Below are 16,074 nucleotides of genomic sequence, written 5' to 3'. Positions count from 1 at the left end.
CCGTCCTTCCCCGAACAGGCGGCCGTACGTCTACCGCGATCCGCCTCGCGCCCAGCTACGCGAGACACCTGGTGCTGCACCCCTACCGGGCGTCTCGGCCTCTTGCGCGCGACGTCCGAGTCTGGGAGACCGCGGCGTACGACCTCTTCCTCGACCTCCTTCTATCGGGTTATGCCCGCATCAGCGGCCGACCGGTCCGGCCGGGAACCGCGCAAGTGCTCATCCTGCTCAACCGAATCGCTTTCCTGCTGGACGACGAGTTCGAGCGCCGGATCCACAAAGCGTCCGTCGCATTCGACGACCTCATCGCAACGGACGCGATCAGCCGGGCGGTCGGTGAGATGCGGTCCTACCTCGCGGCGAACTGCGAGCCGGCGCAGTGCGACGCGATCAGGCTCCTCCTCCGAAGAACCGTCGAGGAAGACTACCGTCGTTACGCCGTTTCCCACGAGAGGAGAACGACTGCACCATCGGTGACCGACCTGCTTGAAGACGCCGCCGTCGACAGCGGCGTCGTGCTGCGACAGCTCGCCGAGGTGATCGGAATGTTCCAGGGAACCGCCGCACCACGAGCCGCACTCGATGATTTCACGAACCTCGGGCTGGCCTGTAAGTTCGCGGATGACCTCAGGGACTGGCGTCAGGACCTGGAGTACGGAGCGGAAAACATCCTTCTCGCTCTCCTCACCCGGCACCCAGACGAGAACCGACGGCTCGCCGCCGCCGACCGGAGGGGACTGCGGATGAACGAACATCGATGGCAGCGCCTGTGCCCCCGGACGTTTTCGGAGTTCGCGGACCGATACCGGAGCTACTACACGCGAATAGGAGCCACACCGTTGCGCTGGGCCGCGGACCTGATGATGGAGACGGGAAGAGTCGGCCACCTCCCAAAAACCGGCGGACAGACAGCCGCTCGAAACTGAGGAGGCCCATGTGGAAAGCACCCCGATCCCGTCCCCCGTCACCGTGGCGGTCACCGAGGAGAGCGCCGTTGATCCGCTGACGTGCGGACGCAAGGCCGCCACCCTGGCGACGCTGATCCAGGCAGGGTTTCCCGCCGTCGACGGTGTCGTGATACCTACGCGAATCCATCGGCTCTTCCAGGAGCATGACGATGAACGCCATGGCCGGGGACAGAATTCCGCGCGACTCGACCAGGCGCTTGCCGAGATTCTGGCCCGGTACCCCTCGTCCCGGCTCGCGGTTCGCTCGTCAGGTATCGCGGAAGACACGGCAACGGCATCCTTTGCAGGTCTCTACACCAGCGTACTCGACGTGGCGGGACGTGAGCCGTTGCGAGAAGCCGTGCTGACGTGCTGGAAGTCCGCGGCGAATGTGGATTTCTACCACGGTGCCGACCATTCGCCAGTTCTGCCGATGGCGGTCCTCGTCCAACCCTTGCTCGCTCCGGACACCGCAGGTGCGGCTTTCCTCGACGACGCAGGTGACGTGCTCGTGTCGGCAGTACGCGGCCGAGCGGACGAGCTGATGCAAGGGGAAACCATCGCCGAGGAGTGGGAAGTCGTCCGAGCAACCGCCACGTGCGTGAGGAACCCATCCGGGGCGCTCACCTCCAGCACGGCCCGCGCCATCGCAGACCTGACCCGGCGAACGTCCAAGCACCTCGCCTACTCCGCGGAAATCGAGTGGGCAATCGTCGAAGACGAACTGGTGCTGCTCCAGGCTCGGCCGGCTACCCGCCGGTCCAGCAGGGTCGTGGCGTGGCCGACGCCGGCCAGGGGAGAGTGGAGACGGGACATCCGGCTGGGGGAATGGCTTCCTGAACCGGTTACCCCGCTGTTCGCCAGCTGGTTCCTCCCGGAGGTCGACCGCCGCTTCCGCCACGCTCAGCGGCGCCGCAGCGGAGTCCGGGTGCCCGAGCCGTCCTACCGGATCATCAACGGGTGGTACTACCACTCGCCCTTGGGGGATCGCCGTTCGTCCGAGCTCCTCCGCGGAATGCTCACCCATCCCGCGTTCGCCTGCGCCATGCTGGCGGGCCGACGCTGGCCGGACATCGCGAACAGAGTCGTGCTCAAGGAGGAGCTCACCACGCTCGAGAAGCATTGGCCGCGCAGGTACCACGATCTCCTGGCGAGTACTGAAGCCGGGCTCGGCTCGGTCGACGAACACACGGTGTGCGACTTCGTCGACCAGATGACCGAATTGGTCGGCGACTACGTCTGGCCGATGCTGCTGGTGGGAGGTGCGGCGTGGCGTGCAGAGTACGCGTTGGCGCGGTACTACAGACGACACATCCAGCCCGCCTCCGGACTGTCCCATCACGGGCTGCTGATAACCGGCCGGGGACTCGACGACTTCGTGCCACACGCGGTTTCGACCCTCGACTGGTCCCGTCCCACCCTCGGGGAACTCGTGAAGGACGACCAACTCCCCAAATCCGATCCGAGTCGGGCGCCGCACGAGTCCGCGGCCCTCGAACAGAACTGCCTCGTGATCCTCTCCCGACGAAACGTGAACCCCAGACGGTTCATCCGCCTGCTGGACGCTGCGCGCGAAACCGCCCGGCGCCGCACCTCCTACACAGCCGACTTGACCCGGCCATGGCCGGTCCTTCGGCAGGCACTCGACCGCCTGGCCACGGTCTTGGTATCGAAAGGCGCGATCGAGCGACCCGAGCACATCCACTTCTTGACCCGCAACGAGGTTCGCGCAGCGTTGTCGGACACGGGTTCCTCTCGGCTGGCCGAACTGGCTGCGACGAGATTGCAGGAATGGAAGCGGCAAGGCGCCCTCCGTCCACCACCCGCGCTGGGCACCCCCGCGTGCCTCCTGCCGCTCCTGCTCACCCGTCCGGTCGAGCACTCGGGCGAGCCGAGCCAGGACGGGGTGTTGCGCGGAATCGGGGTCAGCCCAGGGCGCGCCACGGGCCGGGCACGCATCGTCGACGACCTCGACTGGGACAACACCGCTGCCGGAGACGTGCTCATCGTCCGCTCATTCGTACCCGCGCTGGCCCCGCTGATGAGAAACGCCGTAGCGGTGGCCGCAGATCTCGGCAGTGTCGCCGCACACATGTCGGTTATCGCCCGTGAGTACGGCGTGCCGGCGGTCGTCGGGCTGCAGTCGGTCACCGAAACCGTCGGCAACGGCGACTTGATCACCGTGGACGGCACGACCGGGCACGTCTACACCCGGTTGGCCGCGCACCCGCCCGCACTGGATGGGCCTGCATCTTGACTATCGCCAACGTGCCGCAAAGCGGCCTCTTCCCCAGAGTGATCGCGACGTGCGCTGTGATCAGGCCGCTGACGTGCTTGCTCGCCGCCTCCTCCGCGGGATGCGGCGGCTACCTCGTGTCCGGCCTGGCCGTCCTGGCATCATCGCGTGGCTGGTTGGCCATGGTGTGCATGGCAAGCCTGCTGGGAATCGCCAACACGGTGAACGACATCGTCGACCTCCCGGCGGATCGCGACGGCAAGCCGCAGCGCCCGATCCCCTCGGGACGCATCGGCGTCACCACCGCATGGGGCGTCGTCGCAGTGCTGACGGCTCTCACCACAGCCACCGCGCTCGCGCTGGGGCCCGCCGAGACGGCATTCGCCGGCGCACTCGTGCTTCTGGCCTTCGCCTACTCATACCGCCTGAAAAACACGGTGCTGTTGGGAAATTTCGTGGTGGCCTCGGTCTGCAGCAGCACACTGCTGTTCGGCTCGCTGGCATCCGCGACTATCACGTCCCCCTCCTCCGTCGCGGCCGGCGTCGTCCTGACTTTCGTGGTCGGCTACGAGATTGTGAAAACTCTGCAGGACCGGGTTACGGATCGCGCAGCCGGTTTGCGTACGCTCGCCACCGAACACGGCGCCGAGGCCAGCGTCGCCGCCTTTGCCGGAGCAGCCGCGATCACGGCTGCCATCGCGCTCGGCCTGGGGTTGTGCATCAGCTCGCGACCCTGGGTCTACCTGGCCCTCGTCGTGCCGGCCTTGATCGGACCGTTGTGCTGGTGCACATACACGCTCCGTTCGTGTCCGGACGTCTCGAGGGCGAGCGCGCGTTCCCTTCTGGTCATGCGGCTGGCGTGGTTTCCCGGCCTTCTTTCTCTGACGTTCCTCAAGTGAGGTAGGTGGTTTTGCTGAACATCGGTCATCTTGCCCTGAACGTCGGGCTCATCGTCGCGGGCTACTTCATCGGATGCATTTCGACCAGCTACTACGTCACCAAGCTTCGGACCGGTCAGGACATTCGAGAACTTGGCAGCGGCAACGCCGGCGCGCAGAACGCCGGGCGAGTTTTCGGCGCCCATTGGTTCGTCATAGTCCTCTTGCTGGACATGGCGAAGGGATATGTCGTGGTGGCCACCGGAACGGCTCTCCAGGTTGGCGACGTCACTCTGACCATTGCGGTCGTCTCGGTGGTCTCCGGACATATCTGGCCTGCGCAGCTGGGATTCCGGGGAGGGATGGGAATCGCCACTTCGCTGGGTGCGCTGACGGCGTTTCACTGGCTCGCCACCGTCGGAATTGTCGCTGTTTTCGCCGCGACCTACTTCCCGCAGGTGTGGATCGGACGGCAGGTCGCGAGCAAAGCGGCAGCACGCAGCGCAGTGGCAGCCATCAACCTGGTCGCACTTACCTTGGTGCTCCTGAAACAACCTCTGATGAGCTGGCTGTCACTGATAATCCTTGGTTTTGTCCACTATGCCGGATACCGATCGCGCATGGTCGGCGGCTGGCCCCGGCCCGCTCAAGACAAGGCGGTTGCGAATGAGAACTGACCTTCACGACGAAGAGACCACGCACCTGGCCGCGATCGGCACCCGGATGAATGCCGGGTTCCAGTCTTGGCCGTGGCCGCATCGCGACCGGATGAGGATTCTCGTCGAGCGCCAGCTCGCCAGACGGGGCAAAAGGTTGCGGCCGAGGTTCGCACTGCTGTGCGCCAGACTGTTGGGAGCAGCTCCCCACAAGGCCGAGCCAGTCGCCGCAGCCGTCGAGCTCTACCACTGTGCGTCGTTGGTGCTGGACGACGTTCAGGACAACTCGAGTTTCCGGGGTGACACGCCGTCCGTCCACGTCACCGAGAACGTGAGCAACGCTATCAACCTCGGATGCATCGTCCGCTCGTTCTCTCACTACCCGATCGCCTGTGCTGATCTCAGCCTGTCGGAAAAAGACCGGCTGCGCCGTCACCTCGATGTCATGGAGACGTTGGTTCCTCTCGGTCAGAGCATCGACATCGGCTGGAACCAGGGCTGGTACGATTTCCGATCTTTTCCGCACCGGGAGATGATGCGCTTGAAGACCGGCGCACCGTTTGCCTGTGTCGCGGCCGGTACTGCCGTGGTCAGCGGCGCGGACGATCGGATCGAAAACGAGATCGAACAGCTCGGCTACGAAGTCGGCGTACTCTACCAACTGGTCGACGACTACCATGACATGTTCATCACCGACCCTCGGACCGTGCCTGAGGACCTCGCCGGAGGAAAGTTCACCCGGCCGATCGCAATATTGATCGACCTGCTTCGAACCGAGGGCCACGACGGAACCGCCGAACGCGTCGCTCGTGCCCTCCGGAACTCGACGACAGCGCCGGACTTGACGTGGGTTCGCGATCTCATGGCGGAAACTTCCGTTTCCAACATCTTGAGCGGTGAGATCGAGCGCAGCGCGGAGGAGATCGAACGCCGCATCTTCAGGTTGGCACTCGGCGGCGACGCGCCGGCGGGTCGGATGATCGAGTTCGTCCGCCAACTCGTCCGCATGACCAATCGTCCGTCATGACGACGAACCGGCTCGATCCCTGTCGTACATCAGACGGTCCAGATAGTGGGAAAAGGGCACATCGACCCCGAGTCGAAGATAGTTGCCCGCCATCCTTTTGGCCCAAATAGGCAGCACGATCGCGGTCAACAGGGCGACGTGCTCCCGTTTCCCCAGGATGAGGGCGCCGAACGGCAGGAGAAGCTGAGAGATGAAGGAGCCCAGGGCGCTCGATCCGCAGAGGTATCCGATCACCGGGCCGCCCAGCATGATCGGAGCCGCCCAGCGATCACTAGCCAGGAGGACGCCGGTCGCCGGCGTGATTCCCCGCCCGCCGGCTCCTCGCGCGAAGGGCGACCAGTTGTGCCCGACGACCACCAGCGCGGCGCGCAAGAACAGCGTCGGGCCGTTCCCGCCAGTCAGTTTGACGGCCGTGTACCCCTTGGCCACGTCCAGCGCTGCGACAACGACGAAAGGCGTCAATCCAGCCACGCGGTACACCCCGGTGGCGGAAACGGACTCGGGATGAGCGACGCGGAGGTCGACCCGGCCGACTCGCTTCGCGATGATTTGCGCAAAGGGCAAGGCGCCGATGAGGAAGGCACACCCCGCCCGCAAAAGTTCGGCATCCAGGGCAGACGCCCCCGCGGGCACGCGAGCGTTCCGGATGCGTCTGAGCGAGGCCATCGACCCATGCTAACCGCTCAAGGACGCCGCTGGACATTGCCGGACTGGGTCGGTCGCCGAGCTGCCGCTCTCACGACAGAGCCGGACATCGGCTTCAGAGCCAGGCGCAACTGGTGGGTTCGAGTGGCCGTCATCGTCTTCGCGCTGGCTTCAGGAACGTGGTTCGTCCGGCGCGAGCTGCCGTCCCTTCCCCTGCTGGCAACAGCATTCGGGCACGCAGACGTCCCCCTCCTCGGCGTCGCCGGCGTGTTGGAGATTCTCTCGTTCTTGTGTTTCGCCCGACAGCAACAGTCCTTGCTTGCCGTATTCGACGCCCGGGTCGCGCTCAGGCCGGCGTTGGCCATCGTCTGCACCGGGACGGCGGTGGCCATGACGGTGCCGGCGGGTCCGGTCGTCTCGGCCGCGTTCGTCATCCGGCAATACCGGCGACTCGGCGTCGACCGCCGCACCTCCACGGTGACGATCGTGCTGTCCGGCCTAGTGTCCATCGCCGGCCTGTGCTCGCTTTACCTGCTGTGCGCGCTCGCCGTTCTGGTCCTGCCCCGGCCTGCTGCCGCGGTCGCGGGAGTCGTGGTTTTGCTGGGCCTGCTCCACCTGGGAGTCCGGCTGGCGAATCGACGTGCACGCAACCATTGGCTGGCGGCAACCAGTTTTGCGGGGTTGAACTGGGCCGCCGACCTCGCTTGCCTGGCTATCGTGGGTGCTGCTCTCGGATTGCACGTTTCGATCATGGAGATCGGGATGATCTATCTCGGGATCCAGGTGGTGAGGCAGCTCCCGCTCAGTCCCGGCGGAGCCGGCGTGGTGGAGACGACCCTTGCTGCGGCTCTCACGACCGCCAATGGCGACAGTGCCGTGGCTCTGGCCGCAGCCCTCGTTTACCGGCTGCTGTCGTGCTGGCTCGTTGTCCTTGCGGGGCTGATCACTTGGCTGCTGCTCCACCGATCGAACAAGCCTTGCAGCGCCAGCCCACCATCCCTTGACACCAACAAGTGAACGCCTCACACCCGTAACACAGAGCCAGCCTCGGCGACTCAAGAGCATCCAGGTGAGGAGCCGCGTGCCACCGCAGCCCGTGCTGACCCCGCGCTCATGGGCGATCGGCGCCGCCGCGGCGGTGTTCTCGCTCGGCTTCGGCGTGCTTGCGGTCGCCTCTGCGCTCGGCATGGGGGAGCCCGCACAGCCCGGCCTTTTCACTTTCCGTGCGGCTACGGTCGGTGACGGTATGCAGCTCCCGCTGCTTGCCTACTCGCTAGTCCGATCTTGCGAACCTGTTCGCCACTGGAGCCGGGGCACCAGGCGGGCAGTAGCCTTGGGCGCGACCGTGGGGGTCATCGCTGGTGCGGGTTCGCAGGCGAGCTGGCTGGCGAATCCGCACCCGAAGGTCAACTGGACGTTCCCGAGCGCCGGAACGTTCAACGGTGTCGGTTGGTATCACGCCGCGTTCCTCGTCATCGCAAGTGGCTTCTTCGCAGGGGCCACGATCGCTGCCGTCGCACGTCTTCGCAAGGCACGCTCGGGATCATCGGTGCGCTCAATCGGTGTTCTCGGAACACTCGTTCCCGCCCTCGGCTTCGTCGCACTGTTGGGCGAGGACAACGGCGCGGACCTCATCGTGGTCATGGCTGAGGTCGTGGCTCTTGCCTCGGTCGCGACCGGGGTGCTCGTCTGGGCGGTCGGAGGAGCAGGAGCCAGGTGGTGCGCCCTTGTCACTGCTTCGGCCATCCTGCCTGCGATTTCGCTGTCGTTGCTGTTCCTGCCCGGCTCCACGGTCAACCTCACGACTGTCCTGCCGGCCGTGTGTGCTGCATTGGCAGGGGCGTTTGGTGCCAGCGTCCTCAAGGCCACCAACCAGGTCGACCGGATCGCGATGCCGCTCTGTGCCGCGGTCTGCTCCGCCGGCCCAGTCCATGCGTTCGCCGGTGCCCCGACCACGACACTTCTGGGATTGGCGGCGGGGTGTGTACTCGGAGCCGTTCTAGTCGTTCTGGAACTTGTCATGCTGAGGTCGCTTCTAGGGCACAGCAGCCCTACCGTGCGCACGGTGCTCCTGCTCCACGATCCGGCTCGAAAGCTGCTCATAAGTCCACAAAGATCGATCAGCGGCGACGCGGACCGGTCGACGAAGTTCGGGATGTCGACCTGCTTGGCGATCTTCATGACCTGCTCGAATTCGGCACGGCTGACTCGGAGGCAACCGAGAATATGGGCGACCAGCGTGGGCTCGGGGACGTTTGTCCCCAGTTCCACGTTTGACAGCTTCTGCGCGCTGATCCCCAGTGAGGTTTTCTCAGTAGCGGCCGTGGTGTTCACGTTGAGTGAGTACCAGGGCCGCTTGGACGATCGCGCCGATGCGGGGTGGGCAAAGAGTGACTCGGTGCAGGGCTGACCAGCGGGTTTTGAGGATGGCCATGGCGCGTTCGCCGAGGGCCCGGGCCCGGGCTCGGGAATGCAGCAGGTTGTGGACCCGCTGACGGAGGTTGAGGGGCGGTTGATTTGCGGCTTTCTTGAACGGGGTGAGGATGCCGATGCCGGCTGAGTGGTAGGCCTTATCAGCCAGCGTCGGCAGGCCATCGGCTGCGGCGGCGGTCAGCGCACCGACGATGCCGAGGTCGCGGGCGGCGGAGAGGTCGTTGCGGAACCGGGCAGCACTGGCGAGGTCCACAGCGGGAACCCGTCCGGGGTGGCCAGGAACTGGATGTTCCCGCCGAAGGCTCGGTGCTTGCCTGCTGCACGAGCTGCCGCTCGGCGCCGTGCGGTTGGACGGCCTGCCTGACGAGCTGTCCCGTCAGCTGTTCGAGGGCCTTCGCCTCGAGATCCGCTACGGCCACGCGACCCAGAAGGCCACGTGCCGCGTCACCCTCGTCGGCGAGAGCCTGGCCGCGGTGTCGCAGGTGCTCGACCGCTCGAACGTGATCCGCTCCCCGTCGAGAACCCGGAAGGTTCCACCACATCTAAAGAGAACTACTCGATGGCCCAGGTCAACGACGCTGTTGTCGATGATGGTTTGCGTGGCATCCCTTCGGGGCACCACGCCGACCGGCTTGAGCCGGTTCGTCAGCACGATGCGTCGCGCGGCTCGCCTGCCGCGCCGAGAAGCGGCTGGCCTCTGTCGAAGCTGAACCTAGTCCTCGACAACCTCTTCGACGTGTCGCACGTAGGCGTTGTCGCGTTGTTTCGTGGTCTCGAAGATGAACTCGTTCGAGAGTCCTCGCCTTTGCATGACCGGGACCGCATCGGCCATGTCGTCGGCTTCGACCGTCAGTGATCCATCGGGGTGAAGAGTCATCAGCCTGAATCTTTGTCCCGTGTTCGCGATGACCGCGTAAAGAACGCGAGTGGGCATTTCGAATGCTCCTTTCACTCGCCCCAACGACTGTGCTTTTTCACTTCCGCGAAGCGTTTCATCATGTCATCATACCATTCGCGCCGGGACGGGAGGAATTCCGGCCGGAGAGCCTTGAGTGCACTTTCGAATTGGTCGATCTCGGCGCGACTCAGGTCGTTCTTGCGCCAGCGATTGTTCGCGAAGTCGTAATATGCCCTGGCAAAGGTTTTGTGCGTCCAGTCGGCGAGGTTCTTGCCGGCCTCCGACCACGCTTCGCCCTGGTCTATCCCGACCACCTCGCCGTCGACGATCATGAAGTTGCCGATGTTCCGGTCCTCGTTGCCGATCAGGACGTCCAGCAGCCCGAGTCGCCGTCCCGATGCGGTCCCCATCAGCCGCTCCTGTTCGGGCCTGTTGCCTTGCAGCGTCCGTCCCGGGGTCCCTTCGACGTAGTCCATCAGCACTTCGGTTTCCGAGTAGCGGAATGCTGCGGGCACCGTGGTTCCGATGGCGCGCGCGACGAGGAAGCCCAGCCGCTCGGCATCGGCGCGCTCATCTCCGCTCCGCATGGTCGGGCGCTCGGACGAGGTGGCGCTGGGCATGTCGACGGTCTGGTCGAGCGGGACCTTGCGGATCACCTTCTCGCCGGTCGCGAACGTCAGCAGTTGTACTTCGGAAGACCCGTCGTCCATGGTTTTCCGCTTGATGACCAGCTTGTCGATCCCCTTGGTCAGTTCGACCAAGTGCCTGATTCCGTCGTAGGTCTTGTGCCAGAGGTTCACCGGGCCGCTCTTCTTCTCCGGGCTGTTCGACCCGGCGAAACGGAGCGTGGTCTTCTTCGGTCCGAAGCTCTCGATGATCAGCGCCAGTCGCTTGATCTTGTGCTTGCGCCGGATCGACGGCAGTTTCCTGTCGATGCTTGCGACACTGGCGCCGGGCTGGACCAGCGCCTCGGCTTCCTGGAGGGCCTTGGAAACCGCGTTCGCTTCCGGACGGTCGCGCTTGTCCTTGCCGGGCTTTCGCGGTTTGGCGGTGTCGTGAGGCCGCCGCGGTCTGTCACGCCTGGGCTTGCGAGGTCGCCTGCGGTGGTCGGGGCGCCTCGGCCTGCGGGGCCGGGTCTTGGGACGGCGCTTGGGCTTGAGCTTGTTCCAGAGCTTCTTGATCAGGCCGACGATCTTGTCGATGACCCAGTCGATGGCTTTGTTGACCGGGCGGGCGAGTTTTTGGAAGACCTGTTTGACTTTGGCGGCGATGCCGCCGATGCCGAGCAGGGCGGCGAGGGCGCCGATCAGGACGGGGATGGCGCGGGCGAGTGCTCGTTCCACGAGGGCGGGGACGCCGCCGGTGCCGCCTTTGGCGATGGCCAGCACCGCGTCGAGGACGGCGTTGACGAAGTCGATGATCTGGCGGGCGTTAGTGACGATGAACCGGATGATGTCGATGATCATTTTGCAGGCGCGGATGAACGCCGAGGCGGGGTTGAACAGGGACACGATCCAGGTGATGCCGGCGATGACGATGGTGGGGAGCAGGAACGAGACCAGGTTGCTGATCAGGTCTTTCTTCAGGTCGCCGACGCGGGTTTTCAGCTCGTCCCACAGGCCGGTCACGCCCCGGGTTTTGACCTGGACGACCAGCGGGATGGCGGTTTCGGCGGCGACCAGGGCCTGGTGGGGGACTTTGCGGGCCAGGCGGGCGCGGAGGTTGGCCCAGGACAGGCCGAGGAGCGCGGCGATCAGGGTGAGGATGCCGAGGAGGTCGAAGGTGGTGGGTAGTGGCAGGCCGAGGGTGCCGCCGGTGCCCAGCAGCCAGGCCAGGACGCCGCCTTCGAGGTGGCGGCCGGCGTTTTTCATGAACAGTTTGAGGCCGCCGCCGACGCCGGTGACCAGGTTGCCGAGGAACCCGATGGGGTCTTTGAGGATGGCGCCGATGGCGGAGACGGCTTTGCGCAGGACGCCCAGCAGCATCCGGCCAAGTTCGATGATGGCCTTGATGGCGCCGCCGATGGCGTCGGCGGCCTTGGCGACGAGGCCTTTGTTCTTTTCTTTCTCGGCGGCGATTTCGTCGTCGACGGACTTGACCGCGTCGGTGTATTTGGTGGCGAGGGTGTCGACGAGTTCGGTGCCTTTGTCGTTGACGGTGTCCTTGAGTTCGTCGAACTTGCCTTCGAAGTCGGCGGCGGCTTGGCGGCCGATCGCTTTCAGGTCGGCGGGGAGTTTGTCGACGGCTGCTTTGAGTTCTTTGCGGCCGGTGGCGATGCGGTCTTTGGCGCGTTTCAGTTCGGTTTCCACGGTGGTGGCGATCTCGGTGATGATGAGGTCCATCGCCGCCAGGTAGGTGTCTTTCGCGTGTTCGTAGATGCGGTTGGCTTCGTCGGGGAGGCCGGCGAACAGGTCGCGGGTCCAGCGGGCCCAGCCGAGCGGGCCGCTGTAGCGTTCGTCTTTGTAGCGGGCCATGCCGTCTTCGTGTTCGCGGGTGAAGCGGTCCCGGGCTCGTTTTTCCTTGGTGGTGAACTGGTCGTCGACTTTCTTGTCGAGGTCGGTGAGGATTTTCTCGACGTCGGTTTTGGTCTGGTCGAAGACTTTCTGCAGGAGGTCGGTGACCTGGGTGCGTTTGTCTTCGTCGGTCTTCTTCGTGCCCTTCTTGCCGGCGCCTACCTGCTGGCCGGTGGCCACGCGGGTGGCATGGATGCCGGCCATGGCGGCGGAACCTTTGGCGGCGGCGGTGGTCTTGACCTCGTTGAGTTCGCCGGCTTCGGCGGCGCGGAGTTTCTTCGGCGCGGTCTCGGAGTGGGCTTCGAGGGTCTTCTTCTCCTTGACTGCCTTGTCGAACTGGGGTTCGCGGGCGTTCTGGAACGACAGCTGCTGGTCGGTGACCTGGGCCTCGGCCATCTGCTGGTTGACCTGCTCCGGACCGGCCGACAGGTCCGTAGCCGACGGCGGCAGCTGGTCCGGGGCCGCTCGGGCCGGGTCCGGGGCGCTCGGCTTGCCCGGCACCCTGTCCGCGGCCATGGGGACGACTCGCTTGGCGTCCGGCGCCGGTTCCGGCGGTGCCGCGGTCGTTTCGGCGATCTCGCGTGCGGAGGCGTCCTTGCCTTCGCCGACCTTGCCCTGGACCTCGGTCTTGACTTCTTCGGCCTTGCCGGACTCGCCGAACTTGTCCGCCTCGTCCAGGTTTTTCGGGGCCTTGTCGGCGACGGCTTTCTTGACCGCCTGGATGAACTCCTGCTTGTCGAACTCCTTCGGCTGGGCGGCGTCCATGTCCTCGGCGTGCGCCGCCTTGCCGCGGGCCTCCTGGTCGTCCGCCGGGGCTTCGGCAGCCTCCTGGGCCGCGCCCGCTTCCGCTGCTGCCGGTGGGTGGCTGACACCGACGGTCTTCTTCTTGGCGTTGACGTCTTTCTTCAGCGCCTGGAACTTCGGGTCGGTGGCGGGCGAGCGCGGGCCGGTGCCCTTCTCCTTGGTGGCGCCCTTATCCGGGCGTTCCTCGGGCGCCTTGTCCTTCGCCAGGTCCTTGTCGTCCGGGACGGCCGCGAGCTGCGCCGGGGCTTTCCCGCCGGTCGGCTTGGCGGGCAGGGGTTTCTTCGGCGCGGGTTGGGGCACGGTCGGCGTGGGAGTTGCGGGCGTGGCCGGGGCGCCCGCCGTGGCCTGGTTCGCGATGGCCTGGTTGCCCACCAGATTCTGGCCGGCCAGCATCATCCGCGCGGTCCACGGGGACACCCTGGGCTCGGCACCTGCCGGCAGGCCGCCCATCGCCGCGGTCACGGCCGCGTTGCCCAGCTGTGCGCGGGCGCGGACCAAGTCCGCCGTGCCGGGGTCCATCGCGCTGGGGGTTTCCGCGCGGCGTTGCCCGACCGACGGCGACGCGGTAGACGCAGTCGGCGTGGGCGGTCGGGGACCGCGGGTTTTCACGGGTGTGGGCATCCGGCGCTTTCGCTGGTCAGCTCGGGGTACCAGGCGGGAGCAGGATGGCATTCAGCCCGTCGCAGCGCCGCGATCCGGCCGTTGCCGGAACGTCACCGGACCGCCGCGACCTCCCGTTTGCGCGTTGGACGGTCGGATCGTGCCGCCTCACCGCGTTCGCGGGTTCGAGCTGACGGTCGCGTCCCCCGACGGCTCAGGGCTGCTCCGGCCTCACCGTGACGTCCGGGCCGGTCGCGCCCCCGTAGGTGGCGATCTTGTACTCGGTCGCCGCGAGGGACAGTGTCAGCTCGCGGATCCGGCGCCGGATCGTGTCGCGGTGCTCGATGAGCAGGTCGAGGCGCTCGGGCACCGTGTCGTCGCCGGCGTCGACGAGCGCTATGTAGTGCTGGAGGTCGCGCATCGGCATCCCCGACAGCCGCATCCGGGTCAGGAAGACCAGGCGCCGGACCGCTGCGGCGTCGTACACGCGGTATCCGTTGCTGTCGCGGCCGACGTCGACCAGCCCGGCTCGTTCGTAGTAGCGCAGAGTGTGCGGGGAGAGGTCGAGCATCTCGGCGATCGTCATCGGCCCGTCCGCCGCGGTGGCGCCGGTGAGCCGGTGGATCGCCTCGACCGGCAGCTCGTCGTCGCCGAGCATCGCCAGCGCCCGGGCCATCAGTTCGTCCGTGGCCATGCCGTCCAGCCTAGATCGGCCGTGCCGACGGCGGGACGTCGGTGAAGTCGGCGCTGCGGGCGGTCTCGGCCCACCGCTCGACGCCTTCGAGGTCGCGCCGGTAGGCCCGGGTGAGCCGCTCGACGGCCTCGCTGCCCAGCGGCAGCCGCAGCGGCACGTCGTCGCCGTGGACCAGCCCGACGATGATGTCCGCGGCCCGCGCCGGGTCGCCTTCCTGGGCACCGTCGGCGCCGGCCATGTCGGCGCGGACGGCGGAAAGCACGTCGCGGTAGGTCTCGGACGGCTCCGCGAACTCCAGCACCGCGGCGTCGTTGAACCCGGTCCGGAACCGGCTCGGCTCCACGAGCACCACGCGGATCCCGAACCGCGCGACCTCGGCGGCGAGGGACTCCGACCAGCCTTCGAGGGCGAACTTCGACGCCGAATAGGCGGCCACGCCGGGGAACGACTGCCGCCCGCCCTGGCTGCTCATCTGCACGATCGTCCCGGACCCGCGTTCGCGCATCCCGGGCAGGGCGGCGCGGACGAGCGCGGCCGGGCCGAACAGGTGCAGGTCCATCAGCTCACGCAGCTGCGCGTCGCTGACTTCCTCGACGGCCCCGACCACCGCGCGGCCCGCGTTGTTCACCAGGACGTCGAGCTGTCCGAAGTGGTCGATGGTGTCCTTCACCAAGCCCGCGGCCGCGGTGGTCTCGCGCGCGTCGAACTCCACGACCAGGCAGCGGTCCGGGTACTCGGCCGCCAGGTCGAACACGCCTTCGGGCCGGCGTACCGCGGTCACGACGTTGTCGCCCGCCGCGAGTGCCGACTCCGCCAGTGCGCGGCCGAAGCCGCGGGTCGCGCCGGTGATGATCCAGGTCTGTGTCATGGTGGCGACGCTATGGCTTCGAGCGCGCTCGAACGCAAGCCCGCTTCGATGCGGGAAGATGGCCGCCATGAGCCTGCCTGCCCTGCCCGACGAGTCCTTCCAGCGCGTTCTCTGCGTGGTCGCCCACCCCGATGACATGGAGTACGGCACCTCCGCCGCCGTCGCGAAGTGGACCTCGCGTGGTGTCCACGTCGGTTACCTGCTGCTCACCCGCGGCGAGGCCGGCATGCCGAACCCGCCCGAGGAGACCGCTCGACTGCGGGTCGCCGAGCAGCAGGCCGCCTGTGCCGCCGTGGGTGTCGAGCACCTCACCGTTCTCGAACACCCGGATGGGGTGCTCGTCTACGGCCTCGATCTGCGCCGGGACATCTGCCGGGAGATCCGCCGCTTCAAGCCCGACGTCGTCTACGGCACCGGGTACGCCGTCGAGACGCCCTATGGCTTCGACCAGGCCGATCACCGCGCCGCCGGGCTCGCGACGCTCGATGCCGTCCGGGACGCCGGGAACCGGTGGGTCTTTCCCGAACAGATCGACGACGAGGGCCTCGAACCGCACTCCGTGCGCTGGTACCTCACCACCGGTGTCACGGATCCGACCCACGGCGTCGACGTCACCGGTGAGCCGCTGCGGCGCGGCGTCGCCTCGCTCGAGGCGCACGGCGGCTACCTGGCCGCGCTTCCCGATCACCCCGCTCCCGCGGACTTCATCCCGAAGTTCGCCGCGATGAGCGGCAAGGCCATGGGCGTCGAGCACGCCGTCCTGTTCCGCGCCCGCGATCTGCAGGCTCCGCCGGAGCTGCCCGCCGAAGACTGAACCGGGGTGAATCCTTTCGCGCTGCCGGCGTCTCTTATGCAGTGACAGGAGACGCCGGGAA

General features: G+C 66.7%; 13 protein-coding genes and 1 pseudogene. 9 read left to right on the top strand and 5 right to left on the bottom strand.

Annotated elements, in window-relative coordinates; all coding sequences use genetic code 11:
• The first annotated feature begins 71 nt into the window (after positions 1–71).
• From ACWEVP_RS37220 to ACWEVP_RS37200, 5 genes are read left to right on the top strand one after another with little or no spacing between them, the layout of a single operon-like run.
• Complete coding sequence (locus ACWEVP_RS37220) at positions 72–926, top strand: hypothetical protein (protein ID WP_452067261.1); 855 nt, start codon at positions 72–74, stop codon at positions 924–926.
• A gap of 10 nt (positions 927–936) precedes the next feature.
• Positions 937–3,204: a PEP/pyruvate-binding domain-containing protein gene (locus ACWEVP_RS37215; RefSeq protein WP_452067260.1), complete on the top strand. Its 2,268-nt coding sequence runs from the start codon at positions 937–939 to the stop codon at positions 3,202–3,204.
• On the top strand, positions 3,201–4,082 hold the full coding sequence (locus ACWEVP_RS37210) for a UbiA family prenyltransferase (protein ID WP_452067259.1): 882 nt from the start codon (positions 3,201–3,203) through the stop codon (positions 4,080–4,082). Before ACWEVP_RS37215 ends, ACWEVP_RS37210 begins: the two co-directional genes overlap by 4 nt.
• Before the next feature lie 5 nt (positions 4,083–4,087).
• Positions 4,088–4,738 (top strand): glycerol-3-phosphate acyltransferase, encoded by a 651-nt coding sequence (locus ACWEVP_RS37205; RefSeq protein WP_452067258.1) that lies wholly within the window; start codon positions 4,088–4,090, stop codon positions 4,736–4,738.
• Complete coding sequence (locus ACWEVP_RS37200; protein WP_452067257.1) at positions 4,728–5,744, top strand: polyprenyl synthetase family protein; 1,017 nt, start codon at positions 4,728–4,730, stop codon at positions 5,742–5,744. The genes ACWEVP_RS37205 and ACWEVP_RS37200 overlap by 11 nt, the downstream gene beginning before the upstream one ends.
• On the opposite strand, the gene ACWEVP_RS37195 is transcribed toward ACWEVP_RS37200, so the two are convergent.
• A complete protein-coding gene (locus tag ACWEVP_RS37195; protein WP_452067256.1) occupies positions 5,739–6,410 on the bottom strand; it encodes a glycerol-3-phosphate acyltransferase in 672 nt (223 codons plus the stop codon). The genes ACWEVP_RS37200 and ACWEVP_RS37195 overlap by 6 nt on opposite strands.
• A 123-nt stretch (positions 6,411–6,533) precedes the next feature.
• On the opposite strand from ACWEVP_RS37195, the gene ACWEVP_RS37190 reads away from it, so the two are divergent.
• Together ACWEVP_RS37190 and ACWEVP_RS37185 are read left to right on the top strand one after the other, a co-directional pair.
• Positions 6,534–7,406: a lysylphosphatidylglycerol synthase transmembrane domain-containing protein gene (locus ACWEVP_RS37190; protein ID WP_452067255.1), complete on the top strand. Its 873-nt coding sequence runs from the start codon at positions 6,534–6,536 to the stop codon at positions 7,404–7,406.
• A gap of 64 nt (positions 7,407–7,470) precedes the next feature.
• The gene (locus tag ACWEVP_RS37185) at positions 7,471–8,799 is read left to right on the top strand and encodes a hypothetical protein (protein ID WP_452067254.1); all 1,329 of its coding nucleotides are present in this window, start codon (positions 7,471–7,473) and stop codon (positions 8,797–8,799) included.
• On the opposite strand, the pseudogene ACWEVP_RS37180 reads toward ACWEVP_RS37185, so the two are convergent.
• Positions 8,701–9,140: pseudogene (locus ACWEVP_RS37180) on the bottom strand (transposase family protein); the annotation flags it as partial. The gene ACWEVP_RS37185 and the pseudogene ACWEVP_RS37180 overlap by 99 nt on opposite strands.
• Positions 9,141–9,381: 241 nt before the next feature.
• Between ACWEVP_RS37180 and ACWEVP_RS37175 the strand changes: the two are divergent.
• Positions 9,382–9,678 (top strand): hypothetical protein, encoded by a 297-nt coding sequence (locus ACWEVP_RS37175; protein WP_452067253.1) that lies wholly within the window; start codon positions 9,382–9,384, stop codon positions 9,676–9,678.
• Between the two features lie 92 nt (positions 9,679–9,770).
• Here the strand turns inward: ACWEVP_RS37175 and ACWEVP_RS37170 are convergent, their stop codons facing one another.
• From ACWEVP_RS37170 to ACWEVP_RS37160, 3 genes are all read right to left on the bottom strand, one after another.
• On the bottom strand, positions 9,771–13,556 hold the full coding sequence (locus tag ACWEVP_RS37170) for a hypothetical protein (RefSeq protein ID WP_452067252.1): 3,786 nt from the start codon (positions 13,554–13,556) through the stop codon (positions 9,771–9,773).
• 295 nt (positions 13,557–13,851) lie between these two features.
• Positions 13,852–14,331: a MerR family transcriptional regulator gene (locus ACWEVP_RS37165; protein WP_452067251.1), complete on the bottom strand. Its 480-nt coding sequence runs from the start codon at positions 14,329–14,331 to the stop codon at positions 13,852–13,854.
• A gap of 10 nt (positions 14,332–14,341) precedes the next feature.
• Positions 14,342–15,199: an SDR family NAD(P)-dependent oxidoreductase gene (locus tag ACWEVP_RS37160; protein WP_452067250.1), complete on the bottom strand. Its 858-nt coding sequence runs from the start codon at positions 15,197–15,199 to the stop codon at positions 14,342–14,344.
• Positions 15,200–15,257: 58 nt separating this feature from the next.
• Between ACWEVP_RS37160 and ACWEVP_RS37155 the strand changes: the two genes are divergently transcribed.
• A complete protein-coding gene (locus ACWEVP_RS37155) occupies positions 15,258–16,013 on the top strand; it encodes a PIG-L deacetylase family protein (RefSeq protein ID WP_452067249.1) in 756 nt (251 codons plus the stop codon).
• Positions 16,014–16,074: the final 61 nt, after the last annotated feature.

This window comes from Amycolatopsis sp. NPDC003865 (assembly GCF_053605345.1).
This window is presented reverse-complemented; position numbering and strand designations above follow the sequence as displayed.

Coding starts and splice junctions, on each gene's coding strand:
- ACWEVP_RS37200 (WP_452067257.1), top strand. CDS start 4,728: ATGAGAACTGACCTTCACGACGAAGAGACCACGCACCTGGCCGCGATC.
- ACWEVP_RS37195 (WP_452067256.1), bottom strand. CDS start 6,410: ATGGCCTCGCTCAGACGCATCCGGAACGCTCGCGTGCCCGCGGGGGCG.
- ACWEVP_RS37175 (WP_452067253.1), top strand. CDS start 9,382: ATGGCCCAGGTCAACGACGCTGTTGTCGATGATGGTTTGCGTGGCATC.
- ACWEVP_RS37170 (WP_452067252.1), bottom strand. CDS start 13,556: ATGGACCCCGGCACGGCGGACTTGGTCCGCGCCCGCGCACAGCTGGGC.
- ACWEVP_RS37165 (WP_452067251.1), bottom strand. CDS start 14,331: ATGGCCACGGACGAACTGATGGCCCGGGCGCTGGCGATGCTCGGCGAC.
- ACWEVP_RS37160 (WP_452067250.1), bottom strand. CDS start 15,199: ATGACACAGACCTGGATCATCACCGGCGCGACCCGCGGCTTCGGCCGC.
- ACWEVP_RS37155 (WP_452067249.1), top strand. CDS start 15,258: ATGGCCGCCATGAGCCTGCCTGCCCTGCCCGACGAGTCCTTCCAGCGC.